Here is a 26,742-nt window from a genome sequence, read left to right on the forward strand (position 1 = left end):
TTGTGGGTTAGGCGTTTCCTCACCCTAAGCCGTTGCCGCGTGAAGGTACCTTTTCCGGAGCCTAGGTGCGGATGGCAAATGGGCCTTTCAGCACGGCCACATAGTCGACTGCAGCCGCCAGAACGATAACCGCGAAGCCCTGATGCACCAGGGCAATGGACAGCGGCACGTGCCAAAGCAGTGTCAGAATGCCGAAGAGTGCCTGAAGCAGCACAAACCCACCGACATGGGCGCCTGCCCTGCGCAATTCCTTGCGCCGGCTCACCCGGAACGTCGCCCAGGCAAGTGCAACGCCGGTGAACACCAGCACGTAGGCCGTCATGCGATGCTGGAACTGGACCGTCATAACGTTTTCGAAGAAGTTCAACCAGATCGGCTGAATGGCCAGCATGCCGCGCGGGATGAATTGGCCATCCATCAACGGCCAGGTGTTGAAGGTCAAACCGGCATTCAACCCTGCGACGAGACCGCCCAGGAAAATCTGGACAAAGACCAGGCAAAGGACCAGTTTCCCCAGCCCGGCGAGACGCTCCTGTTCTACGCTCTCAGGTTCTGGAAGCGGTGTCAGCCGCCGTGCGATCCAGAAAAGATAGGCGAAAATGAACAGTGCGAGCGTCAGATGGGTTGCCAGCCGGTACTGGCTGACATCCACTCGCTCGACCAGGCCGGACGCCACCATCCACCAGCCGACGACCCCCTGCAGACCGCCAAGGGCGAGACCGACAAGCAATCTTGGTTTCAGCCAGGGCTCGATCCGCCCCGTTGCCCAGAATGCCACCATCGGCACAAAGAACGCGACACCGATGAAGCGGCCCAGCAGCCGATGTGCCCATTCCCACCAGAAGATGAATTTGAATTCCTCCAGGCTCATGCCCTTGTTGATGAGCTGGTATTCAGGAATTTGCCGGTATTTTTCCAGCTCCTCTTCCCACTCGGCTTCGCTAAGCGGGGGAATGACACCGTGAATTGGCTTCCACTCGGTAATCGACAGACCGGATTCGGTCAGCCGCGTTGCTCCACCGACAACGACCATGGCCAGGATCAGCGCACACACGCAATAGAGCCACCATCGGATGAGAGCCCTGTTCTGCCTCACCTTTTGCAATCTGGCCGGAAGCATCTGTTCGCTTTTCACACCTTCTGCAACTGCAATCATGACCCGCTTCCGGAAATGTTTATCGTGAGTTTGACCTTTGGCTTGCGGAGATATAGGTGCAGAAGCAAGACGGCAAGCGGTCCGGGACGTTTTGCGGCAAAAGGTCCCTCATCGCGGCTCCACACACACGCAATACGGAAACGCCTGACAATGGTTCCCTCGTTTCGCAAGTTTATCGGCATGGTGCTGCTGGTTGTTTTCGTGGTGGTCTACGCTCTCATCGCTATGGTGATCGGCGACATGACCCTGCAGCAGTCCTCTAACACGGTCCGCTTCATCTACTTCGGCATTGCCGGCCTCGCCTGGGTGATCCCGGCAGGTGCGATTATCTGGTGGATGGAAAGAGGCGGGAAAAACCGGACCTGACACCAAAACCGTTGGCAGCCCACCGCGCAGCGCGGTAGAGCGCGAAAGGTGCGCCTGTCAGATACTGGTCGACGACGGTGGGGTCCTGAAAACGGCCGTTGAGCGAGACACGCGGCAGCATCATCGGGTCACGGGCGTTGATGGATTGCAGCACTCCGGGGAGCGTCGTTACAGACGAAGCAAAACCGATCTCCCGCAAAATATCCGCATCGCGCTGGGAGACAGCGTGTGATTTTCCATACGGATAGGCAAAATGCTTTGGTCGGCGACCCAGCTCTTCCTCGAGCCGTTCCAACCCTTTCGTCACGTCTTTCAAGGCGGCCTCCGCGTCCAGCCGTGCCATGGCGAAATGATTGTGGCTGTGCGCACCGATGGTCACCAGCGGATCGCCTGCCAGTTGGCGCGTCTCGTCCCAGGTCATCATCTGCTCGTCCGCCAGCGCTTGCAGATCAACACCGTATCTCTCGGCAAGCGCGCGAATGATCGTGCGTTGATCCTGCTCGCCGACCTCCAGCGTCAGATAGTCGACGATCTTCTCGAAACACGCGTTCTTTTCCGTCAGATTTCTGCACGGGATACCGGCAGCACCGTCAGTTTCGGTGAAGGCAACTTCTTCATTTTCCGCGATGATCTGCTCCAGGGCGAGCCACCACAGCTCGCTCGTGCGGTCGATCAGTCCGGAGGTGACGAAAACCGTGAATGGGGCTTCCAGATCCTTCAGGACGGGATAGGCAACAGTCAGATTGTCCCGGTAGCCATCGTCGAAGGTCAAGACCGCATACCGGCGATGCCCGTAACCGGACTTGAGCAGGTCAACGGCTTCGTCCATGGAGATGATTTCGTAGCCGTTGGCGCGGATCCGTTCGACTGCAAGTTTCAGAAACTCGGGCGTGATTTCCAGATGACGGTTCGGCTGAAAGCCATCAGGGCGTGGCGGTCGGACGTGGTGCATCATAAACACCGCACCGCAGCCCTGCGTAAACGGCGCCAGCATACGGCCAAGCCCCGTTCCCTTCAGAACACTGAATGCGCGTGAAATCGTTTTTTGCCGCATGCCCATGTGGCCGAGATGTCCACCTTGCTAGAATGTGCCAGTTAGGCACGGTTTCTTTAACAATTATTGCTAAATCTATCGAGACTTAGCTTGATCTGCTACCGCGGCGTCCAGTGTGTCCTTTATGTTCGTTCAAAATGGTTTATCCAATTTTCAAAAGCCGTTTCAGCCTGTTCACCATGCGCGCGGTTGTAAGGTAAGCACCATGGTCAGCGCCGATCTGGGATTGTCTATATTTACGAGGCTTAGCGAAGCACACGCCGACTGGCAACAACTAATGAGTGTGCCGCACAGTAATCCGTACCAGTCCCCCTCCTGGCTCTGCTGCTGGTTCGAAACGATTGGCAGAAGCCTGAATTGCACCCCGGTCATCGTCGTTGCCAGGCGTCAGGGCGAGCCCGTGGTCATTCTGCCTCTGCAACTGGAAACCTCCGCCGGCACATCCACCTTGACATTCCTCGGTCATCAGAACGGCAATCAGAATACCGGGCTCTGGAATGCCGATTTCTATGGCAAGGTCACCCCGGCAGAGATGAAGGACATGCTATCTACCGTCTGCCGGCAGACAGGGGCAGATCTCGTGAAGCTGCAAAACGTTCCAGACAACTGGCACGGCCGCAGCCACCCGCTGGTCCTGGAGGGTGCAACACCAAGTCCGAGCCCTGTCTTTGCCTGTGCCCTGCCCGCCGATTTCGGGAAACTGTTCAACACCACACACAGCAAGTCGGCACGCAAGAACCTTCTGCGGAAGGAGCGGCATCTGCGCGACGCTGGAAACTACCGGGTTGCCAAAGCCGTCGACCTTGCCGAAAGGCAACGCGGCCTGGACGCCTTTTTCGAACAACGTGCCGTCAGAGCGAGGGTAGCGGGCATCCCCAATGTCTTTTCGCAGGCTCCTGCCAGGGCGTTTCTCTCCAGCGCACTCGGGCTCCAGGCGACCTTTGACAGGCAGGCCAATGCTCCTGCTCCGCTCGATCTCTGGTACCTGGAAACAGGAGGCCACATCCGTGCGACTTACCTGTGCGCCGAGCATGGAAAGACGCTTTACGCGTACAGCAACAGCGTTGCCCACGACGACATGCTGGCCAACAGCCCCGGTCTGGTGCTGATTAAGGAAATCATCGAACGGGCCTGTGTGAACCCAAGGTTCGACACACTGGACCTCGGCCTTGGCGAAGAACGCTACAAGACCGGCTGGGCGGAGCCTGTACTGTTGAAGGACAGTCTGCTCGCGATGAGCTGGAAGGGCACGTTACGCCTGCGCGTAGAGGCCGCGCGGTTGCAAACCAAGACCCGTCTGCGCAATTCAGCGACCCTCTGGCCGCTGATCCGTCGTTTGAGAAAGTGGAAAGCAGGCATCGGCCGGGGTGGCTGATCCCCCCCTGCCGGTGCGGGTTTCATCTTCAGGCGGCGTGGCCGTCACCGTTTTGACGGGGCCCGGGACCGGTGCCACCTGCTATCACAACTTCCACCCTGGCTCCGGTGTTATGCGCCAGAAGGTTCGCCGCGCTTTGCAGCTCGTGACTGTGATCGGGAGCGGACGCTGCGATCAGCACCCTGTCGGCGAAGCTCAACATGCGGGCGCTTGCCAGAGATCCATCAATCGCGCCGAGATCAACGACGACCGTTTCATAGGTCGACTTGATCGCTTCAAGGGCCAGTTTGAAGCGCTCGGAATTCACCATCTCGTCGGTGATTTCGACCCTGCCCGCCTCGATGATATGCGCCTTCGACCCTGCATCCCTGTAGACCACCTTGGCGAATGGAGCAGACCCGGCGACGATATCCGAAAATCCTTCCGCCCCCTTCGGGTTGGACTGGTCCGGGAAGACTTCCATGATGAGTGAGGACTTGCCGCGTCCGGCGGCCTTGCGGATCAGGTCGAATGCGAGTTCGTGAGACAGGGCTTCATCGTCAACACTCAGAACAACGACGCGTCCTGCCGCTTCGACATCGTCCGCATGCGTCGTCTTCAGCGGCTCTTCCCGCTTGCTTCGTCTGCCGGTTCCGGTTGCCGCGACAGCAGCAACTGGCGTCACGTCCGCTCCCGGGGCCTCACCATCAGGGTCGTTTGCCCCCCTCATGTCACCCACCCGATCCGGATTGCCCTCCTGATCATCGCCGGTCTTTGTTTTGCGCTTGAGAAACTTGCTGGACAGAAGCCCGACGCGTCTTTTTGATCGCACGGATTTTTCCGATGGCTCGGAGTGTGGCCCGGTTTGTGACTCCGGCGTTTGCTCAGAAACCGGTTCTTCGGCAGGTTCCTGGATGCCTTCGATACTTTCCGTGTTTTCTGTGCTCTCAGGCAGGTCCGGTTCTGCTACGTGAAGCGTATCGGATTTGCTCCATTCACTGGGTTCAATCCTGTAACTGGCGACGGTCTGACCATAGCCGCCTCCCCAGCCAGGGTTTTCACCTCGCATGAACTCCTCAGGTACGGTCTCTGGCCGGTCTTCCATGCGCGGCGCGACACGCTGCTCGGTTGAGGCGCCCTCCTGCATCCGGTAGAGCGCGTTTCCGTTCAGGAATTCACGCATGAGCACGAAGGCGCACCCGAGAATAAAGGTCACAAGCGCGGCGATGATGGTGCTGGCCACAATCTTGGGAGAAGCCGGTTCGACCGGCACGCTGGCCCGGGAGATGATCCTGGCGTCGGCGGGCAGAACCTGTGCGCGCAGGCGGGAATCGGCTTCCTGATAACTTAGAAGCAACTGATCAAGCTGGGCCGCCTTGGCATTGGCTTCCCGTTCCAGTTCCGCCAGCCGCGCTTGATCGGCGTTGGATTTTGCCGCGGCTGTTTTCAACTCGTCGAGGCGTTCCCCCAACGCCCTTGCGCGCTGGTCCGCCACCTTGGCATCGTTTTCAAGCCCCTGCAGGATCTTGCGCGCTTCCGACCGGAGTTGCCGGTCATAGTCGCCAAGCTGAGACTGCAAGGCCTTCAGTTGCGGATGGTTGGGCAGCAGCGTGATGGAGAGTTCGGCGATGTTCGACTGAATTTCAACCTGGCGCTCTCGCAGGCGCTGAATGAGTGCGGAATTCAGAACATCGCTGGCGGTTTCAAGCGAGCCGCCCGAATTCAACAGTTCGCGAATGAGGTCGGCCTTTGCCTGGGCTTCGGCCTTGGCGGACTGGGCATCGGAGTAAGCCGTGCTCGTTTCGGCAAGCTGCTGCTGGTTGAGCGGGATGTTGTCGGCACCAATCAGAAGATCGGCTCTGGCTCGGAAATCGGAAACTGCCTGCCGGGCGGCCTGAACCTCCCGGCGCAATTCGACAATCTGAGGCTCCAGAGCGGCGGAGGCCTGCTCGGTCGTCTGACGTTTTGCGCTGGACTGGACTGACAGATATTCATCGACAATCGTATTGGCCACCTTGGCAGCCAGAACCGGGCTTTCGGCCGTGTAGTCGACCGCGATGACGCGGGACCCTTCCAGCCGGTAGATTTCCAGGTTCTTGTAATAATGCTTGAGGACCCGTTCCTCCTGGCTGTTTCCTTCCGTCTCCGTGCCGAGCCCGACCAGAGACAACAGAAGGTTCACCAGGCTGCCATCGTCGTTGGCATCGAACTCGGGTATTGCCGCAAGGTTGAGCTTGCTTGCAACGCGCCGTGCCAGATCAGCGGACTTGAGAAGCTGCACCTGGCTGACAACACCTTCGCTGTCCAGCAGGGCCCGCTCCTCCTCCTGCCCGCGCGAGGCACCGGGCAAATTGTCCGTGCTTTCAATAATGAGACGCGCTTCGCCCTTGTATTTGGGCGCAACAAACTGGAGCCCCAGAAAGACGGCAACGGTGACGAAAAGCGTGAGCGGCAGCAGCCACCCCAGGGAACGTGCGATCGTTCGCAACAGACCACCCAGATCCAGCGCCATATCGTCTTCGGAATGTGTCTGCCGTTCAGCATTCATCGTTTGAGACTCCAAAATACCGGCAAACTATGTCGAATTATGGTAAGCGTTCGGTTAAGCCCGGTACAGTCTCCCAGGCAGCCATGTTAATTAATGCATGCGCAAATTTGACAGGGGCTCCAGCATGTCTTTTGTGCTCTTCACCCTCAATTAACCATAAAGCGCGATCCTGTCTCCGAATTGTAGGAGAGTCGTTGATGCGAACGAGAGCGCTTGTTGTCCTGGGCCTGTGCCTGGGCCTTGCTGCATGCAGCGGGTACAGACAGCCGCCGACAGCGTTTCACGAAACACTGACCCAGCCTTACCGCTTGGACTCAAGCGATAAGCTGCGCATTATTGTGTTCGGCCAGGATGACCTGTCCAATACCTATGTCGTTGATCAAGCAGGATATATTTCCTTCCCGCTGGTCGGCAGCGTTGCTGCGCGCGGCAAGACCCAGCAAGGATTGGCAGCCGAAATTTCAGCCAAGCTGCGCCAGGGGTATATCCGCGATCCGGACGTCTCTGTTGAGGTCGACACCTATCGCCCGATCTTCGTCATGGGCGAAGTGCAAAATGCGGGCCAGTACAACTACGTTGCCGGCATGACCGTTCAAAATGCCATCGCAACAGCGGGTGGATTCAGTTCTCGGGCCCTTCAATCGAATGTGGATATCACCCGCCAGCTCAACGGTGAAATTCTAAACGGCCGTGTTCCTATTTCGGACCCGGTGCGCCCGGGTGACACAATTTACGTCCGTGAGCGTTATTTTTAGGGTGCCGCCAAGTTAACAGTGGACTCACCACCCTTTGTTAGGATGCAGTCTCAGGGCCCCACAGGTTCAAAAAGAAACCTGGGGGTGGAAACAGGGATAATGCATCATGACAACGCCCCCTATGCGGATCGTGCATTGCGTACGCTCGCCTATCGGCGGTATTTTCCGCCACATTCGTGATCTGGCCATCTGCCAGTCCGAAGCGGGACACGATGTCGGGCTCGTTTGCGACAGCAACACGGGCAGTGCGTTCGACAATCAACTTCTTGAAGAACTGAAGCCGAAGCTTTCTCTCGGCGTTGCGCGCTTTCCCATGCAACGTCAGCTAACCGTGCAGGATCTGACGGCGACAGTCTCCCTCTACAGGCACATCCGGGATCTCAAACCCGACATCCTGCATGGGCATGGCGCCAAAGGCGGGGCCTATGCCCGCCTGATCGGCACCGTTCTGCGGATGCAGGGCCAGAAAGCCGCCCGGGTGTATTGTCCGCACGGCGGCAGCCTGCATTACGATCCCAACCGGTTCGAAGGCCGCGTCTATCACATTCTGGAACGACTTCTCGGCCGCATGACCGACGGGTTGATCTTCGTTTCCGACTATGAAGCCGCGGCTTACGAGAGCAAGGTCGGTCACCCGACCGCGCGGTCCCGGATCGTTTACAACGGGCTGACGGCAGAGGAATTTCAACCGGTTTCCGTCGATCATGACGCCGCTGATTTTCTGTATATCGGCATGCTGCGGGATCTGAAGGGGCCAGACCTGTTCATTGAGGCGCTTTACAACATTCGCCTGAAAACCGGTATCGCGCCAAAGGCTCATATCGTCGGCGAAGGCCCGGACGAAGAGCGTTATCGAAACATTGTCAAAAAGCTGGGGCTGGAAGGTTCAATTACGTTCCACGGTGCCCTGCCCGCCCGGGAGGCTTTCAAACTTGCGAGAACCGTTGTCGTTCCCTCGCGTGCCGAAGCCATGCCCTACATCATTCTGGAGACCGTGGCCGCCGAGCGGCCGCTGATCGCAACACGGGTCGGCGGTATTCCGGAAATATTCGGCCGCTATGCCAATCGCCTGGTGGCGCCAGGCCATATCGGCAAACTGACCATTGCCATGGAAGAAGCCCTGGCCGATCCGGCAGAGATGGCGAAGCAGGCGAAAAAGCTGCGTAGCTGTCTTGCCGAAACATTCTCGGTCGACCTGATGAACGACAGAATTACGACCCTCTATCAGGAAATCCAGGGCATCGCTCCGACCGACAGCTCGACATCCGCCAAGGTTGAAAGTGTCTCTGCCGCAAGCCGCGCGCAGGCTGTTCTTGCCAGATCGAGCAATCAATAATGAGAAGTCCAGTTTTAAAACCTACAGATCCATTTGAACCGAAGCCTGTTCCTGGCGGTGTATCCGGTCTTGGCAACCGGCTGGAACAGCATCTCAGACACTCAGTTCAAGGCACGACTGGACAAAGCAACATCAAGGTTCTGTCTGCCGCAAACAGCAGCCTTTCAGCTGAAGCCTTTGAAATTGCACAGGGTCTTGGCGGGAAAGGCGTGTCCGCAACCGTTCTGACGGGCATGGTGCGCCTGTCGGACGTATTGCTGGTTGCCGGGACAGCCCTTGTTGTGAGCTTCAGCGGTCCGGATGCCGCCGGCTTCGGGCTTGCCAATCTTTTTATCACCAGTGCCGCCATCCTGTTCGCGCTCGCTTTTTTTCAGGCGGCCGATCTCTATCAGGTACCGGTCATGCGCCAGGGCCTGTCGCAGATCGGGCGTATCGCCGCCGGCTGGACCCTTGTATTCGCGATGTTCGCGCTTCTGCGCACCACGACAGGTGTCGGGGCAGAGCTTTCAGAAGCCTGGATCGGTGCGTGGTTCGCCACAAGTCTGACAGGTCTTTGCCTGTCGCGGTTTGCTGTCTTCCGGCTGGTGCGCCACTGGATGAAATCGGGACGCCTGGAAAGGCGTGCGATCATTGTCGGCGGCGGCACGGCCGCACAGGAACTGATCCACGATCTGGAAGCACAGCCGGACAACGACATCCGTATTTGCGGCATTTTCGACGACCGGAACAACGAGCGTTCACCACCGGTCGTCGCCGGATATCCGAAACTCGGCAACATCAGCGCCCTTGTGGAATTCGCAAGGCTTGCACGCATTGACATGCTCATTGTCTGTATTCCCTTGCGCGCAGAAAAAAGGGTGCTCGAGCTTTTGAAAAAGCTTTGGGTCCTGCCGGTGGACATCCGGCTTTCGGCCCACACGGACAAGGTGCGCTTCAGGAACCGTGGGTCCAGCTTCATCGGCACGGTTCCCTTCGTCGATGTGGTCGAAAAGCCGATTGCCGACTGGGACATGGTCGCCAAACGCATCTTCGACCTGGTCTTCGCATCGCTTGCCCTCATCGTGTTGCTCCCGGTCATGATCGCCGCAGCCATCGCCGTGAAGCTGGACAGCAAGGGGCCGGTGCTCTTCAGGCAGAAGCGCTATGGGTTCAACAACGAGATCATCGACGTTCTGAAATTCCGGTCCATGTATACGGACATGGCTGATCCGGACGCAAAAAAGGTGGTCACGAAGGGCGATCCGCGCGTCACCCGGGTCGGGCGGTTCATCCGCAAGACCTCGATTGACGAACTGCCTCAGCTTTTCAACGTTCTGGGCGGCAGCCTGTCGCTTGTCGGCCCTCGCCCGCATGCGGTCAACGCCCACACCGACAACAAGACCTGGGACGACGTCGTCGACGGTTATTTCGCGCGGCACAAGGTGAAGCCAGGCGTGACCGGCTATGCCCAGATCAACGGCTGGCGCGGCGAAGTCGACACGCCGGAAAAAATCCAGAAGCGCGTCGAGTGCGACGTCTATTATATCGAGAACTGGTCGATCCTGTTCGATCTGAAGATCCTTCTTCAAACGCCATTTCGACTGTTCAATACGGAGAACGCTTATTGAGCCTTGCGACCGAACCTTTCGGCGGCACGCCCCACGCGCGCGCGCCCATTGGTCTTCAGGCAAAAAGCCTGGGAAACGGTTCGCTTTGGCTTGCAGCCTTCCTCTCTGGGTTCGTGATCGAGGAACCGGCGCCTTACGAACTTTACATGGCGCTTCTTCTGGTCGTCTGGCTTGCCTGCGGCCTCAGGCTTCGGCGTGAGTTCGGTCCGCTGATCATCTGCCTGATGCTTTACATCGCCGGTGGCATTGCCTCCATTCCGATGGCCAAGGAAATGGGCGATGCGGTCATGTATATCGCCGTTTCCGGGTTTCTGGCGGTCACAGCGATTTTTTATGCCGCCATCATAGCAGAGGATCCCGGGCGGTTCCGGGTCATCCAGAGCGGGTATATCGCCAGCGCCGTCTTGGTGGCAGCCATCGGGATCGCCGGATATTTCCACCTCTTCCCGGGGGCATCCTATTTCACGCTTTACGATCGGGCTCGCGGCACCTTCCAGGACCCCAACGTCTTCGGTCCGTTTCTTGTGCTGCCAACCGTGCTCCTGATCCAGAAGTTGCTGCGCAAGTCTGTCTTGCGCAACCTGCATCTGCTGGTGCCGCTCGCCATTTTGATGCTTGGCGTCTTCTTGAGTTTTTCTCGCGGTGCATGGGGTGTGCTGCTGGCATCGGTTCTGCTGGTCTATTTCCTGGCGCTCGTCACCGAAAAGCCCGGCCCTCGACGGGCACGCCTCGTGCTGCTCGGCGCAATTGGCGTTCTTGCCGGCCTGGCACTCATCGGCGCAGCGCTGTCCGTTGATACGGTCGCCGACATGTTCGCCGAACGCGCGAAGCTCGTGCAATCCTACGACGGTGCCCGTCTTGGCCGTTTCGCCCGTTATTCGCTTGGGTTTCAAATGGTGATGGACCATCCACTCGGCCTTGGTCCGCTGGAATTCAACAAGTATTTCCCGGAAGACGAGCACAACGTCTATCTGAAGGGCTACACCACCTACGGCTGGCTTGGCGGCTCCATCTATATTCTGATGGCGCTTTGGACGTTCTGCGCGCTGGTGCCGCTTCTGTTCAAATCACGCCCGTGGACAGCCTTCACACAGAGCGTCTTTGCCGTTTTGACAGCGCATTTAATCCTCTCCGCGATTATCGACACGGATCACTGGCGGCATATGTATATGCTCTACGGCCTCGCGTGGGGGCTGATTGCCGCGGAAAAGCTGGGCCACGGCCGCCCTGCGACGTCCGGCGGCGCGGTCTTTGGCCGGAAGTTACAGAAGTCTGGAAAAGCCCCTGCCCAAGCGCAATAACCTGCTTGCGCTTGTCATGCGAACAAGCTAGGTAGGGTCCGTTCGGGCAGTAGCGCAGCCTGGTAGCGCACTTCACTGGGGGTGAAGGGGTCGTCGGTTCAAATCCGGCCTGCCCGACCAACACTTACTTCCCCAAATCAATGTTATTTGCAGACCGAGTTGCGGCTGTTTTTCAGCCTCGCCTTGGGCGTATCGGTTCTGGATCAAGTTATTCGCGCATAAGTTTTGCCGTGGAAAGCTTTCGCTTCCCGGAGTTGCTTGCGGTGCACGGCTCACCATGAGTAAACTTACCTATAGTGATATTGAATTTCATCTTGCGGCGCCCGAAAAAAATCAGCGACAATCTGTGAAGTCTCGCGCGATATTGAGCCATAATATTTCAACCCGATCTTTCGAGTAATTTTCTTTATGAAAATATCCGAGAAAATACCGATAAGGTCTTCTGAAGATTTATATTATTGCTACAGCCTCTTTGCGCGCAATATGCACTCCTCATTCCAAACCATTCCGACAACAGACATCTATTTCCTGAACTCAAATCGTGAAAGCGGCTTGCGCCGTGAGGGCATCAACTCGTTTTCAACCCGCAAGGCCATCGTCGTTTGCCGGCGGGATCATCCAGCCGTCGTCCAGCGTCTATTGGGCGAGAAGAACAAGCGGCTCTACTATGTGATCGATGACAATCTCTGGGCCGCAGAGCACGACCTGTCGCTTCCCGAAAATTACCGGGAGCGGTTGCTTGGCCTTCGCAATGGACAGCACAAGAAGCTGTCAACGGCGGCCGAAACCATCGTAGTCGCCTCACAAGCGTTGTACGAGATCTATGATCGTCACGGTTTCCGGGTCAAACTGCTCGATCCGTATTGGTCTGAGGCTCTTTCTTCGGACTGGAGCTTCCAAACGCTCCCGGATAAAGCGCCGCTCAGGATCGGTTACCTGGGAACTGCGAGCCACGCCGCGGATCGAAAGTTTGTGCTGGAAGTGTTCGAAAAGCTGCTGGCGACAGGCGCGAACGTCGAGCTGACAATTGTCGGCGAAGACAACGTCCCTCCACATCTACTCCGGCATCCCAAGCTTCGCATCCTGAAACATCTTGCCTGGTATTTTTACCGTAGACGGCTCTTCAAGCACAGGTTCGACGTTCTTCTCTACCCGCTCCTGCCTTCCAGCTTTAACGATGCCAGATCCGCCAACAAGCTGGCAGAACATGCTGTATGTGGAGGCGTCGGTGTTTACAGTGATAGCTGGGCTTATTCAGACTTCGTCCGCGCCAATCGCGTTGGTTTTGTCTGGAAAAACGATGTTGGTACGTGGACGGACAACCTTTTGTCGTTATCGCATGAACGAAACTTTCAGGATCTCGTCGGACCGATCAGCCCTGTTCACGAACGCAACGCCCAAGCCGGAATAGAGCAGAAAGCCTTCTGGTCGAAGTGCTTGCATGCTCCGAGCATTTATTGAACACATGCGCCTTATCCGACACCATCCGCGGGAAGTTTCTTATAGCCTGGAGTCGCCAACTCTTTGGCCAGTTGCGGCCTGACGTCATCTGAAAAGCTGACACCAATTTCTTCAAGCCAACTGACAAACTGGTCTGGTTGCGCTTTCATCTTTTCGAAAGAAATGAGGTAGATCGGTTGCTCGATCTCACCAACAACGTTGGCCATTGCGGAGTAGAAACGAAATGAATGCAGAATTCCAATACGCAAGTCTGATGTATTGAGACTATGTGATGGACTTCTAGTCATGATAGTAGTTGATACATCCAATGGATTTCGTAAAATATATAGATAAACTGAATCTGGATACTGATTTGTGAGCCATTTTAGGTGAAATGAAAAGTTTGGAAGTTTCGCTCCAGCAATGTTTTGTTCATTTAATAATTTGTCGATTGCCGATCTAATTTTTTCTTCAGTCAAGTCAGGAGACATCAGCTCCGGCAACTCGTGATTGTTAGCATCAACATTACCAAAGTGTACGGATGCACGCCTCAGCGCATAAGCCAGCGCTGATGTTCCCCCACGGCTCGAACCAGAAACAACATACAATCTCTTTTCTTTTGAGCTTATGCTCTCAATTTTTTCATCGTTAATAGAAACCCCGAACTCAAATATCTTCATATCACTTCACCAAATAATTTGATCGGCATTTCGAATCTAAATTTTGTTTACTCATGACGAAACCGCTTTCAACAATATTATTTTATACCTAGAACTGCTGACTTCAATCACACTGGGGTTAAGTGCTTCTGCGCTAACAGCAACCGAGATCAGCACGATTATTCTTCGCCGAGCTACCGTATAAAATAGTTGAATACCTTTTCGAATTCGAATTAAATCTCTATTTTATAATATTAAAAAAATTTTAATTATCTACTTAACCATCTTGGTATTCGAATAAAATAATTTTCCAATTCTCCCAAGAATAAAATTTATCTAAATTATTTTAAATCTAAAGCACCCGTTTTCATTCGAGAAATTCACGCTATAATATTTATCGAACAAAATCTCATCACCCCAGCGCTCTTGCATCACCTTCCCTTCACGTTCCAATCTCGCCGCTTTTTCAACAGAGGTATCCTTGCCCCGTGAGATCGACTCGTGGTGAATGAGAGTTGCATAAGGCGTGTATACGTTGTGCAGACCTGAGGCTGAAAGTTTCAGGCAGAAATCCACGTCGTTATAGGCGACCTTGAGGTCCTGTTCATCGAGACCGCCAACCGCCAGATATTTCTTCTTGGCGACCACCAGACACGCCCCTGTCACTGCGGAAACATATTGGGGAAGCTGAAGCCGGGCCTGGTAGCCACTATCGGTGACGTGATAGCCGTGAAAAGCGTGATTGGCGATGCCACCTGCACCGAGAATAACGCCTGCATGCTGCACCAAGCCGTTTGCGTAAAGCAGCCTCGCGCCAACAGCGCCAATGCGCGGCAGTACCGCATAGCAAACCATTTCGCGAAGCCATTCTGAGGAAATCACCTCAACATCATTGTTCAGCAGCGCAACAATGTCTCCTTGTGCCTGAGCAACCGCGATGTTGTTCAGAGCTGAATAATTGAACTCTCCCGGTACTGAAATGACAGAGACCGGATGCCTCTCAGATATGTCGTCAAAGAAGGCAAGCGTTTCTTTTTCGGCGCTTTCGTTGTCGACGATGAGCACGTCAAAGGAAGGATAGGCTGTCTTGCCGAAAATGGTTTCAAGACACCGTTTCAGATAAGAATGCTGGTCACGAGTAGGTATTATCAGCGTGACGTGCGGAGCGGGATCGGGCAGTTCACGGTGAAGCCTGTTGCATCCGTATGGTCCCTCAACAATTGAGACCCTGTCTTCCGGATAATTCGTCGCCAGATAATCACGAACAGCGCGTTGGCGCGCATCAATTGCTTGCGCCAGCGCTCGATCCGAGAATGTCCCCGACCCTCGAAACGCACGCCAGTGGTACAATAGTCTGGGAATGTGGCGGATGCGGTCAACACTGGTTTTCGCAACGATCCGCAGCGCAAGATCATGATCCTGACTGCCTTCGAAACCTTCACGTAAACCGCCAACCTGCCGCAGCAATGACGTTCTATAGACACTGAGGTGGTTGAGATAATTCTGGGCGAGAAACAGTTCCTCGTTCCAATCCGGCTTGAAATGAGGGCCGTCAAGCCTCCCGTCTTCTCTGATCTTGTCCTCGTCCGTGTAGATCAAATCCACATCAGGATGCTGCACAATTTCCTTCGCGATGTGAAAAAGAGCATGGATTGGCAGGACGTCGTCATGATCCATGAAGGCAACAAATGAGCCCGTCGCAAGTTCAAGAGCGGAGTTCGATGCCGCGCAGATGTGCCCGTTTTGGTTTCTGAAGACGAGTTTGATGCGCTTGTCATCAGCCGCAAGAGCTTCAAGGATCGCGCGGACATGAGGCACGGTCGAACAGTCGTCCGCTATGCAGAGTTCCCAATCCTGATAGATCTGATGTCTGACGGATTCAATTGCTGCTCCAAGCTGCTCACCGTCAGTATTATAGACCGGCATGACGATGGAAATCAGAGGCTTGTCGCCCCACCCCTCAATCTCCTTCCGAAAGCCCGCAATTTCCTCATCAGTCAGCTTTGCCTGAGCCTCGCAGACGGCATTCGCAATGCGATCATTGTATGCCTGGACGATATTGCTGCTGAAGACTGCACGAAATCTGTTCTGTGCACGTACCCTCTTGCCCAAAAGATACCACCAGCAAGCAGCTCCGAAAGTATAAGGAGAGGCAAAAACCTGACTAACCCGGCGAAGGACTTTCATAAATATTAATCCTTCAAATTCCGTAAGAAACTAATCTAATTGGTGCACCGAGCCGGCGAAAGAAGAAGCCCGATCTGGTGCCGCTATATTGCCTGCGCGATCTTCAGCAAATAACTGCCATATCCGCTGTTGGAATAGTCTTCGCTCAGGCGCTCCAGATCGCTCACAGTAATCCAGCCGTTCTTGAATGCAATTTCTTCCGGCACGGCGATGCGATGCCCCTGTCTTTTTTCGATGGCCTGGACGAAGGTTGCGGACTCAATAAGGCTGTCGTGCGTTCCCATATCGAACCAGGCAAACCCGCGGCCGAGTTGTTCGACATGGAGGTCGCCACGTTTCAGATACCGGGCATTCACATCCGTGATTTCCAGTTCACCCCGTGCACTTGGACGAATGTCGGAGGCGATGGCGGCAACGTCCTTGTCGTAAAAGTAAAGTCCTGTCACAGCCCAGGAAGAGCGCGGGGATTTCGGCTTTTCTTCTATCGAAGACGGTTTTCCGGAGGGGTCAAGCGCAATGACGCCGTATCGTTCCGGCTGGGCGACTTCATAGGCGAACAGGGTCGCTCCGGACTTACGTTCAGACGCCCGCGCGAGAATGTCCGTCAGGCCATGGCCATAGTAGAGATTGTCCCCCAGGATGAGGGCACACTCCTGCCCCGCGAGAAAGTCTTCAGCGATCAGGAACGCCTGTGCGATGCCGGCCGGCTCGGGTTGGACGGTATAACTGATATTGACGCCCCATTGCGCACCGTCTTCCAGAAGGCTCTGAAAGGAAGCTGCATCCCGTGGTGTCGTGATGATCAAGAGATCTCTTATTCCGGCGAGCATCAGGACGCTCAATGGATAATAGATCATCGGTTTATCGTAGACGGGCAGCAGTTGCTTGGAGATGCATCTGGTAACCGGGAAAAGGCGCGTTCCGCTTCCCCCTGCGAGCACGATGCCTTTCATTTGCCAACTCCAATTCCGTCCAAGTGTCTAAGTAAAATCAGGCATTTCGATCCAAACGGTCCAGCATGTCCGACAGTGCTTCTTGCCACTGTCTCAAGGCAAGCCCGTGAACCCTCGCCAGTTTTGAGCAATCCAGTGCAGAGTTTGCCGGCCGCCTTGCGGGTGTGGGAAATTCAGACGCCGGAATGGCGATCAGCTCCGGCTTTTTGCAGAAGCGCTCGCCGGCAAGCTCGAATATTTTGTCCGCAAACCCATGCCAGGTCACCTCGCCCTGACCGGCACAGTGAAACGTTCCGTACCCGTCTTGTTGAAGCTGTTCGGTCAAAATCCGTTCGGCCAATCGCAAAACGACTTCAGCAAGATCCGCAGTATAGGTCGGGCATCCGCGCTGGTCGTCGACGACGCTAATTTGCCCCCTCTCCTGCGCGAGCTTCAGCATCGTCCGGACAAAGTTGGCGCCGTGAACGCCGTAGACCCAGGAGGTGCGCAGGATCATGTGACTGTCGGTCGCCGCGCGGATAGCCGTTTCACCTGCTTCCTTGCTTTCGCCGTAAACACTGACGGGGCCAACGTCGTCCTGTTCGACATAACCATGCTGATGTGACCCGTCGAAGACGTAGTCCGTGGAAAAATGTATCAGCACCGATCCGTGCTTTTGCGCGGCTTCCGCAAGATTGCGCGCTCCATCGCGATTGACCGCAAAGGCGGCCTGCCGGTCGGTTTCCGCGCGATCAACAGCAGTGTAGGCGGCCGTATTGACGATCAGATCGGGGGCAAGCTGCCCGACAACCTCCGCAACAGAAGTGCGGTCCGTAATATCCAATTGCGATCTGTCGAGTGCCGCCAGATCGAGCCCCTTTTCCAGGCCTTGCCTGGCGACTTCATAGCCAAGCTGACCGTTTGCGCCGGTGAGCAGTATGCGCGTCATGGAGCACCAGCAGGTGCAGTTGAAACCCCATTGGCACCAAGCCCCAGCCTGTTGCCGGCGTAGCGGCCGGTGCGAACTGCTTCCCACCAGTTGCGATTGCCCAGATACCAGTCGACCGTCTGACGCAACCCGCTTTCAAAAGAATGCCGAGGCCTCCAACCCAGTTCACCAGAAATCCGGGAAATATCCATGGCGTAACGCGCATCGTGGCCGGGACGATCGGTTACGAAGGTGATCAATTCGTGCCTTGATTTGCCAGACGGCACCAAGTCATCAAGCAAATCGCAGATGAGGCGAACAACGTCGATGTTCCGCCGTTCGGCATCGCCGCCGATGTTGTAGACCTGCCCCGGCATGCCGCGCGTCAGCACCAGCCACAGGGCGTCCGCATGATCCTCGACATGCAGCCAGTCCCGAATGTTCGCGCCCGCGCCGTAAACCGGCAGCGGTTTGTCCTCAAGCCCGTTCAGGATCATCAAGGGGATCAGCTTTTCCGGAAACTGGTAAGGCCCGTAGTTGTTGGAGCAGTTGGTGGTGACCACCGGCAGCCCATAAGTATGGTGCCAGGCCCTGACCAGATGATCCGATGCAGCCTTTGAAGCGGAATAAGGCGAATTCGGCGCGTATGCGGTTGTTTCCTTGAAGGCGCCCGACGGGCCGAGACTGCCATAGACCTCATCCGTGGACACATGATGAAACCGGAACGCTTCCTTGCGCGGCAGTGGCAAGCCGGACCAATACCCTCGCACCGCTTCCAGCAAGGTGTAGGTGCCCACGATGTTTGTATCGATAAAGGCAGCCGGGCCGTCGATTGACCGGTCGACATGGCTTTCGGCGGCCAGATGCATCACCGCGTCAGGCGCTTCCTTTTCCAGGAGACTGGCCATTGCGGCACCGTCGCGTATGTCGGCCCGCACAAAGCGGTGCTGAGGCGCTTCCATGACTGGCGCGAGAGAGGCCATGTTGCCAGCATAGGTCAGGGCATCGACTGTTACGACATCCGCAAGCTGCTGCGACACCAGCTTTCGCACGACTGCGGATCCGATAAAGCCGGCGCCACCCGTAACGAGGACCTTCATGCTTGCGCTGCCTCCGGATAAGAAAAACAGGCGGCGACTTCGGCAAGCCTTGGCAGTTTTCGGTCTTTTGGCGAGAGAATGGCATCGGCTTCAGCCAGACCCCAATCGATGGCAAGTTCGGGATCGTTCCACAAGATACCCCGGTCATGCTCCGGGGCGTAATATTGCGACACCTTGTAGAGAACCTCGGTGTGCGGCTCCAGCGTCACCAGTCCGTGGGCAAATCCTGCGGGAACCAGGATCTGCTTGCCATTTTCAGCCGAGATGACCGAAGACACATGCTGGCCGTAGGTCGAAGACCCAACTCGCAGATCGACAGCGATATCCAGGATCGCACCGCGCACCACCCGCACCAGCTTGTCCTGTGCGAAAGGCGGCATCTGGTAATGCAGCCCGCGTACCGTTCCCTTTTCCGCGGAATAGGCGTGATTGTCCTGTACGAAATCGATGTCTATTCCAGCGTCGCTCAGCAGTGCCTTGTTGTAAGTTTCAGAAAAGAAACCACGGTCATCGCCATGCCGCTTTGGACAGAGAATTCTGACCTCGGGAATGTCCAATTCAATTACTTCAAGCATGAATCCATTTCGGTCTTCGCGGTCAGGCTTCGGGAAAGTCCCACTTCAAAGCAGGCCTCCCGCGAACCCTTACAAGATTTTCGTGCCCCTTCCCTGACGAAGGAGCGGCAATCCGACCCCGTACCCGAAACCACTTCATGCCTTCTATTGAAGGGCCTTCACCTCACCACCGCGGTGCGCGGCAAGTCCGAGAGGATCTCCGGTCCATCGGCGCGTAGGATGACGATTTCCTCAAGACGCAGACCGAATTGACCGGGAAGGTAAATTCCAGGTTCGATTGAAAACACCATACCTTCATCCAGTACGGTTTCGGAAGTCGCCGTCAGATATGGAGGCTCATGTATGTCTATTCCAAGGCCGTGGCCTGTGCGGTGAGTAAAAAACTCACCATAGCCTGCCTCTGAAATGACATCCCGGGCTGCCTTGTCGATTGATTTCGCGGTAACACCCGGCTTTGCCGCCGCAAGAGCTGCCTCTACGGCCTTTTCCACAATCGCGTGGACCTTTTCAAATTCCGCTGTCGGTGTACCGAAGAAACCGACCCGGGTCATGTCGGACGGGTAGTCCTCAAGACGGCCGCCGGTGTCGATCAGCACGGCATCGCCGTCTTTCAGTTGCGTTTCGCCGGTATGATGATGCGGGAAGGCCCCATTGCCGCCGAAGCAGACCGAGGTGAAAACCGGTGTCGCGCCAGCCTGCTTGTACACATCGCGGATGACGGCGGCGATCTCAAGTTCGGTGATGCCCGGTTTCAGAGCATCGAAACCGGCCATGGCAGCAGCGTCATTCAGAACGGCACTGGCTTTGAGACGCCGGTATTCGTCCTCTTCCTTTCGAGCGCGCAGGAAACCGACCGTGTCGCCGGTAAATCGGCGCGAAGCGCCTGGAAGGGCGTCCAGCAACAGCAAGGCGAAATCAGCACGCATGGTCTCGTCGATAACGATACTCGGCGTCTCGGGAAGACCGGAAGCTGCCAGAAGCATGGCGAGCGCGGCGTCTGGGCCGTCGTCGTCGCGCCAGGGGAAGAACGGCAGGTGGGTCTTCCGGCGCGAGCTGTCGACATTGAGCGCCGGCATCAGGAAACCGGCACGGCTTTTCGAAACCAGAAGCATCACCGGCCGTTCGTCGCCATGGGGGTCGAGACCGGCCAGATACATCATGTGACTGGAAGGACCAATGGCCACAAGGTCGGTCTCGGTCGCGGACATGCGACCGCGCAGGGCGGCAAGGCGCTGATCGAAAAGGGAAGACATTTCAGGAAACTCCGGAAGGATTGGTCACTCGGTGGCCGTCTGCAACAAACAAAAAAGCCGCCCCGGAGACCGGGACGGCTTGATCCATTGCGTCAGTTCTTCGTCACAAGACGATAGTAAACAAAGTCAGAAGTGGCACCATTGACGTAGCCTTCGACCTTCTGGTCCATGGCGACCTGATAGGCTGCCTGGAACATGATGACGATCGGCGACTTGGCCTGAACTTCCTTCTGCAATTCGACATACATCTCGTTGCGTTTTTCCGGATCGCTCTCGGCCAGTGCTGCCTTGGTCATCTCGTTCATCTCCCCCGGAACAGCCCAGGCATTCCGCCACGTGGTGGTTGCCTGATAGTTGTCGTCGGAGTTGTCGCTGTTATACGCAAAGGCCTTGGCGTTTGAATGCGGGTCCATGAAGTCCGGGCCCCAGTACAGCAGCATCGCCTCGTGGCTGCGCTCACGGTACTTGGTGATGACCTGTGAGCCCGTGCCCGGGATGATGTCGAAGTTGATGCCGGCTTCGGCAAAGCTTGCCTGCAGCGACTGGGCCATATCCGTGAAAGGCGTGGAGTTGATCACGTCGAGGGTTACCGTGATCGGCGTCTCGATGCCGGCATCCGCCAGGATCTGCTTGGCCTTTTCAGGATCGTAGGTGTAAGGCGTCTCGTCATAGGAGCCCGGGAAGCCCTTCGGCCAGAAAGCCTGATGAATTTCCATCTGACCTTTCAGAAAGCTGTCAGTCATGCCCTTGTAGTTGACGAGGTAACGGGCAGCGTCCCACACCGCTTCAGGCTGCAACACATCCTTTTTCTGGTTGAAGGACAGGAAGTGGACTGCGGCCTGCGGATAGGTTTCGACCTTGATGGTGTCGCCTTCCATGCCGGCGATCTGGTCCGGCGTCAGATTGCGGGCCATGTCGACATCGCCGGACTGAAGCAGCAGCTGCTGGGTGGCAGCCTCGGCAACGTGACGGATGATGACGCCTTCAACCTTCGGAGCACCCTTGAAGTAGTCGGCATTGGATTTGTACCGCACCAATTCGCTCGGGCGGTAGGTCTGCAGTTCGAACGGGCCGGAACCGGCAGAGTTGGCGTTGAGCCACTTGTTGCCCATGTCGCCGTCTTCTTCATGTTCCATCACCGTCTTTTCATCGACGATGGACGCCGGGCGGGCTGCCAGTACGTTGAGCGCGAAAGCCGGCGAGAAATCACCTTCGTATTTGACGATGACCTTGTTGCCGTCCGCCGTAACCATGTCCGCGACATTTTCAGCCGTCCAGCCGAGCTGGGCCAGGATGAAAGCCGGAGTGAGGTTCAGCTTGATGACGCGTGCAAAGGAAAACACCACGTCTTCCGCACGAACCGGATTGCCGGAATGGAACGTTGCACCGTCGCGCAGGGTGAAGGTGATGGTCTTGGCATCAGCGTCGGCCTGCCATTCGGCTGCAAGGCCCGGTGCCAGCACCGTCGGGTCTTCGGCATCATATTGCACCAGCCGGTCGTAGACATTGGTCACGAGTTCGCCCGAGGAAAACTCGTAGGCCTGCGCCGGATCAATAGCCACGATGTCATCGATATTCTGCGCCACGACCAGAATGTTGTCCGGCGTTGCGGCACCGGCAGGTTGTGCAATCGGCAGTGCCAGGGCGGCCGCCAGAAGTGCGGTCCTTAAAAGCTTCATTCCTTCGTCTCCGTCTGTCAGGGGTTAGGATTTATTCTTGTTTTTGGTGCGGTCGGATGATGTGTTCACCGCACTCTTGTCCGGCGACACCAGTTCGATACGGCTGGTTTTCTCGTCACCGGCGTTGAAAATCGTCAGGGTGCCAGTCCACAGGAGCTTTGCCGGCTCGTCATTTGGGTTCGACCAGGCATGGGGGGTGTTTCCCCGGTAATGCAGACTGTCGCCAGCGGTCATCACCATCGCCTCCCCGTCGAGATACTGGGTGATGGACCCTTCCAGAATGTAGATCAGCTCCTCACCCTCATGACTCACCGTTTCCGAGGCATATCCTGGCGGCACGGTGAGAATGAAGGAGGAGAGCTGATTTCCCGGAAACTCTGCGCCCAGCCGCTCGTAGCTGACCGCGGAACCGGAAATGGAGAAATTCGGCCGTGTCGCAGCGCGGGTCAGCGCGTCCTGGGCACGCGGCTGCGCGACGAAATAGTCCAGCCCGACACCGAGCGCCCGGGCAATGCCCGCCAGAGACCCGAGTGTCGGTGTCGCGTGGTCCCGCTCAACCTGGCTGAGATAGCCGACCGAAAGGTTCGAAGCGTCGCTCAGCTGTTGCAGGGTGAACCCCAATTGCCGCCGCCGCGCCCGGATCAGCGCACCAACCTTTGTATCGACATCGGAGGCGGCACGCGCCGTCGAACTGCTCAAAGAATTTTACTCCCATCAAAATTTTTTTGATGTAACCAGATTTTTTTGTATGCTCCAAGAACTTTTTTAGGCAGCTTTGAAACGAACCCTCCTGAGGAGCTTTCTCAAAACTGTTTAAAAACAACAACCTGAAAGCCCAGCTTCAGAAATTGAGTCACACAAGCGTGGAGAGCCGACTTGAAGAAACCGGTTGAACAGGGAACGGCGATACGCCGATACCGGCATGTCTTTTGAGCCCTCCGAAAGTGCGACCGACGCGCGGGAAGGCCTGTTAACGAGCCAGCTTCTGGGCAGCGCCGCCGCAGTGCTGCGCTTTTGCCTCGTGACGGCTGCAACGTTTCTCGGCCTGCTTGCGATCACGTTTTTCATCGGCCGCGTGGTGCCGATCGATCCGGTGCTGGCGGTTGTCGGCGACAGGGCTTCGAACGAGGTTTATGAGGCCGCGCGGCAGGCGATGGGACTCGACCGTCCGCTGATCATCCAGTTTTTCTCCTATGTGGGTGATGTCTTCACCGGAAATCTCGGCATGTCGATTTCCACCGGCCGGCCGGTTGCTGAGGATCTGGCGCGGTTCTTCCCTGCCACCCTGGAAATGGCAACCATCGGTATCCTGATCGGTGTTCTGCTTGGTGTGCCCATGGGTGTATTGGCAGCGACGCGTCAGGGAAGCTGGGTCGACCAGTTGATCCGCGTGCTTGGACTTCTGGGTTATTCCGTTCCCGCTTTCTGGCTTGGTCTGGTTGGTCTGGCGGTGTTCTACGCGGGGCTTGGCTGGGTTGCCGGCCCGGGCCGCATCGACATCTTCTATGACGGCATTGTCGAACCTGTCACCGGGCTTTACCTGATCGATAGTCTCGTCGCCGGGGAGTGGGACATCTTCTGGAACGCGCTCGATCACCTCATGCTGCCGGCATCGATCCTCGGGTTCTTCAGCCTGGCATACATTGCCCGCATGACCCGCTCCTTCATGCTTGACCAGCTTGGCCATGAGTATGTCACCACGGCGCGGGTGAAAGGCGTGCCGGAACGTCGTGTCATCTGGCGCCACGCGTTCTACCCGATCCGAATTCAGCTGATCACCGTGATCGGCCTGTCCTATGCCGCGCTTCTGGAAGGATCGGTGATGATCGAAACCGTGTTTTCCTGGCCCGGGATCGGAAACTATCTGACCAATGCCCTGCTCAATGCCGACATGAACGCCGTGCTTGGCGCGACCCTGGTCATTGGTGCCGTCTTCATCCTCATCAACAAAATATCCGACGTGCTCTACCGCATTCTCGATCCGAGGGCCCGCAAATGATCGACTGGCTTCTCGACGATAGCCCCTCTTCACGCCTGCAGGCAAACCTTGGCCGTGCCTGGCGGGTGTTTGCTGCGCTGTTGCGCAATCCCCTTGCCGTGGTGGGTGGCTTCATCATCCTGGTGCTGATCGTGATGGCGGTCTTCGCGTCCCTGCTCGCCCCCTATTCTCCCATCGGCCAGGATCTGGCCAACCGCCTGATGCCGCCGTCCGCGGCCCACTGGATGGGCACTGACGAGCTGGGCCGGGACATCTATTCCCGGGTGGTCTACGGGGCACGCATCACGCTGATGATCGTCACCATGGTGGCCGTCATTGCTGCTCCCATCGGCCTCGTTGTCGGTGCGGTCTCAGGATATTTCGGCGGCTGGACAGACCGGGTGCTCATGGGCGTGACCGATATCTTCCTGTCGATGCCGAAACTGATCCTTGCCCTTGCCTTCGTGGCGGCCCTTGGACCCGGCATCGAAAACGCAATCATCGCCATCGCGATCACAGCGTGGCCTGCCTATGCGCGTATCGCCCGTGCGGAGACAATCACGTTCCGCGATGCGGAGTTCATTGCCGCCGTGCGCCTGCAGGGGGCGTCATCCGCGCGTGTCATCCTGCGCCACGTGCTGCCGCTCTGCGCATCCTCAACGATCATCCGCGTCACACTGGACATGGCCGGCATCATCCTGACGGCAGCAGGTCTCGGCTTTCTCGGCCTGGGCGCGCAACCGCCCTTGCCGGAATGGGGCGCAATGATCTCGCGTGGACGCAATTTCATTCTCGACCAATGGTGGGTCGCCACCATGCCGGGCTTTGCCATCATCCTGGTGAGCCTCGGTTTCTGTTTACTCGGTGACGGCCTGCGCGACGTGCTCGATCCCAAACAGGGAGACAAGCAATGAGCGGTCCCCTTCTCGAGATTGATGGCCTGACTGTCACCTTCCCGACAGCGCGCGGCCCGGTCGATGTGGTCAAGGGCATCTCGTTCACGCTCGGCCGGGAACGGCTGGGGATCGTGGGTGAATCCGGCTCCGGCAAATCCATGACCGGCCGGTCGATCCTGCGTCTGATCCGCAAACCCGGCAAGGTCACCGCCCGACGCATGACCTTCGACGGCATCGACCTGCTCAGCCGCAGCGAACGCCAGATGCGCGATCTGCGCGGGGCCCGCATTTCCATGGTCATGCAGGACCCGAAATTCTCGCTGAACCCGGTCATGACCGTCGGCGAGCAGATCGCCGAAGCCCTCGTCACCCACAAGAAGCTGCCACGCCGGGAGCTGAAGGAGCGGGTGCTGGCAATGCTGGAAGCGGTTCGCATCAACGAACCGTCCCGTGTCGCCGATCTTTATCCGCATGAGGTTTCCGGCGGGATGGGCCAGCGCATCATGATCGCCATGATGCTGATCCCCGAACCGGATCTGCTGATCGCCGACGAACCGACCTCCGCGCTTGATGTCTCGGTGCAGGCCCAGGTGCTCGACATCATCGACGATCTGGTCACCGGCAAGGGCATGGGGCTGATCCTGATCAGTCACGACCTTAATCTGGTGTCCCGCTATTGCGACCGCATCCTGGTGATGAACAGCGGCGAAATCGTCGAGCAATGCAAGGCGAGCGAGTTGCACAAGGCAAAGCACCCCTACACCCGCGGCCTGATCGCGGCGATGCCGCGCATGGATGAAGATCGCGATGAGCTGCCCGTTCTGGACCGCAGCACCTGGACCACGGGAGCCGGAACATGACCAATGCCGCCATCCATCTGGAAAATCTCTCCATCAGCTATGGCGACACGGCCGTGGTTCATGATGTCACCTTTGATGTTGCCGAAGGGGAGAGCTTTGCACTTGTCGGGGAATCCGGCTCCGGCAAATCGACGATCCTGAAAGCCATTTCCGGACTGGCTCCGGACTGGACAGGAACCATCTGCGTTGAAGGCAAGGCCCGCGGCCATTCGCCGGACCGGGCCTTCGCCGAAACCTGCCAGATGGTGTTTCAGGATCCCTATGGCTCGCTGCATCCGCGCAAGACCGTGGATACCTGCCTTGCCGAACCGCTGGCCATTCATGGCATCGGTGGGCGGGACAGCCGGGTCAAGGATATGCTGGCCGCGGTGGGCCTCGATCAGCGCTTCCGTTTCCGTTTTCCGCATCAGCTTTCCGGCGGTCAGCGCCAACGCGTTGCCATTGCGCGCGCCTTGATGCTGGAACCACGGGTGCTGCTGCTGGACGAACCAACGTCCGCGCTGGACGTTTCCGTGCAGGCGGAAATCCTGAACCTCTTGAAGAAACTGCGGCGCGAACAGGGGCTGACCTATCTTATGGTCACCCACAACCTGCCCGTGGTCTCCTTCCTGTGCGACCGGCTGGCCGTCATGCGCTATGGCCGCGTGGTGGAGATTGCCGGTGTCGACGCCCTCAAGTCGGGCCCGCTGTCCGAGCCTTATTCCCGCGAACTCTATGCCGCCAGCGGCGGTACTCTGCAATCCGCCTGACCCTCAACCATATTTGCTCGAGAATTCGA

23 protein-coding genes and 1 tRNA gene are annotated in these 26,742 nt (G+C 57.1%); 12 read left to right on the forward strand and 12 right to left on the reverse strand.

Annotated elements, in window-relative coordinates; genetic code table 11:
• Window positions 1-61 precede the first annotated feature (61 nt).
• A complete protein-coding gene (locus V1T76_RS10820) occupies window positions 62-1,156 on the reverse strand; it encodes a COX15/CtaA family protein (protein WP_330560667.1) in 1,095 nt (364 codons plus the stop codon).
• A 150-nt stretch (window positions 1,157-1,306) separates the two neighbouring features.
• Between V1T76_RS10820 and V1T76_RS10825 the strand changes: the two genes are divergently transcribed.
• Window positions 1,307-1,522 (forward strand): DUF2842 domain-containing protein, encoded by a 216-nt coding sequence (locus V1T76_RS10825; RefSeq protein ID WP_006931629.1) that lies wholly within the window; start codon window positions 1,307-1,309, stop codon window positions 1,520-1,522.
• Here the strand turns inward: V1T76_RS10825 and V1T76_RS10830 are convergent.
• Window positions 1,482-2,576 carry a polysaccharide deacetylase family protein gene (locus tag V1T76_RS10830; RefSeq protein ID WP_330560668.1) on the reverse strand — a complete coding sequence of 365 codons (1,095 nt, stop codon included), beginning with the start codon at window positions 2,574-2,576 and terminating at the stop codon, window positions 1,482-1,484. The two genes, V1T76_RS10825 and V1T76_RS10830, sit on opposite strands and share 41 nt — an antisense overlap.
• A 277-nt stretch (window positions 2,577-2,853) precedes the next feature.
• Between V1T76_RS10830 and V1T76_RS10835 the strand changes: the two genes are divergently transcribed.
• Entirely contained in the window at window positions 2,854-3,951 is a 1,098-nt protein-coding gene (locus tag V1T76_RS10835; RefSeq protein WP_330560669.1) for a GNAT family N-acetyltransferase, read from the forward strand.
• 28 nt (window positions 3,952-3,979) lie between these two features.
• Here the strand turns inward: V1T76_RS10835 and V1T76_RS10840 are convergent, their stop codons facing one another.
• Window positions 3,980-6,478 (reverse strand): exopolysaccharide transport family protein, encoded by a 2,499-nt coding sequence (locus V1T76_RS10840; RefSeq protein ID WP_330560670.1) that lies wholly within the window; start codon window positions 6,476-6,478, stop codon window positions 3,980-3,982.
• A 197-nt stretch (window positions 6,479-6,675) separates the two neighbouring features.
• Between V1T76_RS10840 and V1T76_RS10845 the strand changes: the two genes are divergently transcribed.
• The 6 genes from V1T76_RS10845 (at window position 6,676) to V1T76_RS10870 (ending at window position 12,938) form a co-directional block, all read left to right on the forward strand.
• Complete coding sequence (locus V1T76_RS10845; protein ID WP_330560671.1) at window positions 6,676-7,233, forward strand: polysaccharide biosynthesis/export family protein; 558 nt, start codon at window positions 6,676-6,678, stop codon at window positions 7,231-7,233.
• A 106-nt stretch (window positions 7,234-7,339) separates the two neighbouring features.
• Window positions 7,340-8,569, forward strand: coding sequence for a glycosyltransferase (locus V1T76_RS10850; RefSeq protein ID WP_330560672.1), 1,230 nt, complete (start codon window positions 7,340-7,342; stop codon window positions 8,567-8,569).
• A complete protein-coding gene (locus tag V1T76_RS10855; RefSeq protein ID WP_330560673.1) occupies window positions 8,569-10,176 on the forward strand; it encodes an undecaprenyl-phosphate glucose phosphotransferase in 1,608 nt (535 codons plus the stop codon). Before V1T76_RS10850 ends, V1T76_RS10855 begins: the two co-directional genes overlap by 1 nt.
• Window positions 10,173-11,477 carry an O-antigen ligase family protein gene (locus V1T76_RS10860; protein ID WP_330560674.1) on the forward strand — a complete coding sequence of 435 codons (1,305 nt, stop codon included), beginning with the start codon at window positions 10,173-10,175 and terminating at the stop codon, window positions 11,475-11,477. The genes V1T76_RS10855 and V1T76_RS10860 overlap by 4 nt, the downstream gene beginning before the upstream one ends.
• 43 nt (window positions 11,478-11,520) lie before the next feature.
• Window positions 11,521-11,597: transfer RNA gene (locus V1T76_RS10865), tRNA-Pro, on the forward strand.
• 288 nt (window positions 11,598-11,885) lie between these two features.
• The gene (locus V1T76_RS10870; protein ID WP_330560675.1) at window positions 11,886-12,938 is read left to right on the forward strand and encodes a hypothetical protein; all 1,053 of its coding nucleotides are present in this window, start codon (window positions 11,886-11,888) and stop codon (window positions 12,936-12,938) included.
• A gap of 11 nt (window positions 12,939-12,949) precedes the next feature.
• On the opposite strand, the gene V1T76_RS10875 is transcribed toward V1T76_RS10870, so the two are convergent.
• The 9 genes from V1T76_RS10875 to V1T76_RS10915 all read right to left on the reverse strand — a co-directional run bounded on the left by V1T76_RS10875 (window position 12,950) and on the right by V1T76_RS10915 (window position 22,929).
• Window positions 12,950-13,597 carry a hypothetical protein gene (locus tag V1T76_RS10875; protein ID WP_330560676.1) on the reverse strand — a complete coding sequence of 216 codons (648 nt, stop codon included), beginning with the start codon at window positions 13,595-13,597 and terminating at the stop codon, window positions 12,950-12,952.
• A gap of 315 nt (window positions 13,598-13,912) precedes the next feature.
• The gene (locus V1T76_RS10880; RefSeq protein ID WP_330560677.1) at window positions 13,913-15,763 is read right to left on the reverse strand and encodes a glycosyltransferase family 2 protein; all 1,851 of its coding nucleotides are present in this window, start codon (window positions 15,761-15,763) and stop codon (window positions 13,913-13,915) included.
• Between the two features lie 83 nt (window positions 15,764-15,846).
• Window positions 15,847-16,716: a glucose-1-phosphate thymidylyltransferase RfbA gene (gene rfbA / locus V1T76_RS10885; RefSeq protein WP_330560678.1), complete on the reverse strand. Its 870-nt coding sequence runs from the start codon at window positions 16,714-16,716 to the stop codon at window positions 15,847-15,849.
• Between the two features lie 37 nt (window positions 16,717-16,753).
• Window positions 16,754-17,644 (reverse strand): dTDP-4-dehydrorhamnose reductase, encoded by an 891-nt coding sequence (gene rfbD / locus V1T76_RS10890; RefSeq protein ID WP_330560679.1) that lies wholly within the window; start codon window positions 17,642-17,644, stop codon window positions 16,754-16,756.
• Entirely contained in the window at window positions 17,641-18,723 is a 1,083-nt protein-coding gene (rfbB, locus tag V1T76_RS10895) for a dTDP-glucose 4,6-dehydratase (protein WP_330560681.1), read from the reverse strand. Before rfbB ends, rfbD begins: the two co-directional genes overlap by 4 nt.
• Window positions 18,720-19,298, reverse strand: coding sequence for a dTDP-4-dehydrorhamnose 3,5-epimerase (gene rfbC, locus V1T76_RS10900; RefSeq protein WP_330560682.1), 579 nt, complete (start codon window positions 19,296-19,298; stop codon window positions 18,720-18,722). The genes rfbB and rfbC overlap by 4 nt, the downstream gene beginning before the upstream one ends.
• Before the next feature lie 158 nt (window positions 19,299-19,456).
• The gene (locus V1T76_RS10905; RefSeq protein ID WP_330560683.1) at window positions 19,457-20,551 is read right to left on the reverse strand and encodes a M24 family metallopeptidase; all 1,095 of its coding nucleotides are present in this window, start codon (window positions 20,549-20,551) and stop codon (window positions 19,457-19,459) included.
• A 92-nt stretch (window positions 20,552-20,643) separates the two neighbouring features.
• Entirely contained in the window at window positions 20,644-22,230 is a 1,587-nt protein-coding gene (locus tag V1T76_RS10910) for an ABC transporter substrate-binding protein (RefSeq protein ID WP_330560684.1), read from the reverse strand.
• Window positions 22,231-22,254: 24 nt separating this feature from the next.
• Entirely contained in the window at window positions 22,255-22,929 is a 675-nt protein-coding gene (locus V1T76_RS10915; protein WP_330560685.1) for a cupin domain-containing protein, read from the reverse strand.
• A 223-nt stretch (window positions 22,930-23,152) separates the two neighbouring features.
• Between V1T76_RS10915 and V1T76_RS10920 the strand changes: the two genes are divergently transcribed.
• Genes V1T76_RS10920 through V1T76_RS10935 form a run of 4 tightly spaced genes read left to right on the forward strand, consistent with a single transcriptional unit; the run spans window position 23,153 to window position 26,713 of the window.
• Window positions 23,153-24,229, forward strand: coding sequence for an ABC transporter permease (locus V1T76_RS10920; RefSeq protein ID WP_330560687.1), 1,077 nt, complete (start codon window positions 23,153-23,155; stop codon window positions 24,227-24,229).
• Complete coding sequence (locus V1T76_RS10925; protein WP_330560688.1) at window positions 24,226-25,122, forward strand: ABC transporter permease; 897 nt, start codon at window positions 24,226-24,228, stop codon at window positions 25,120-25,122. The genes V1T76_RS10920 and V1T76_RS10925 overlap by 4 nt, the downstream gene beginning before the upstream one ends.
• Entirely contained in the window at window positions 25,119-25,964 is an 846-nt protein-coding gene (locus V1T76_RS10930; protein ID WP_330560689.1) for an ABC transporter ATP-binding protein, read from the forward strand. Before V1T76_RS10925 ends, V1T76_RS10930 begins: the two co-directional genes overlap by 4 nt.
• On the forward strand, window positions 25,961-26,713 hold the full coding sequence (locus tag V1T76_RS10935; protein ID WP_330560690.1) for an ABC transporter ATP-binding protein: 753 nt from the start codon (window positions 25,961-25,963) through the stop codon (window positions 26,711-26,713). The genes V1T76_RS10930 and V1T76_RS10935 overlap by 4 nt, the downstream gene beginning before the upstream one ends.
• The last annotated feature ends 29 nt before the right edge of the window (window positions 26,714-26,742 follow it).

This window comes from Roseibium sp. FZY0029, from assembly GCF_036350355.1.
In the GTDB taxonomy this organism is placed as follows: Bacteria; Pseudomonadota; Alphaproteobacteria; order Rhizobiales; family Stappiaceae; genus Roseibium.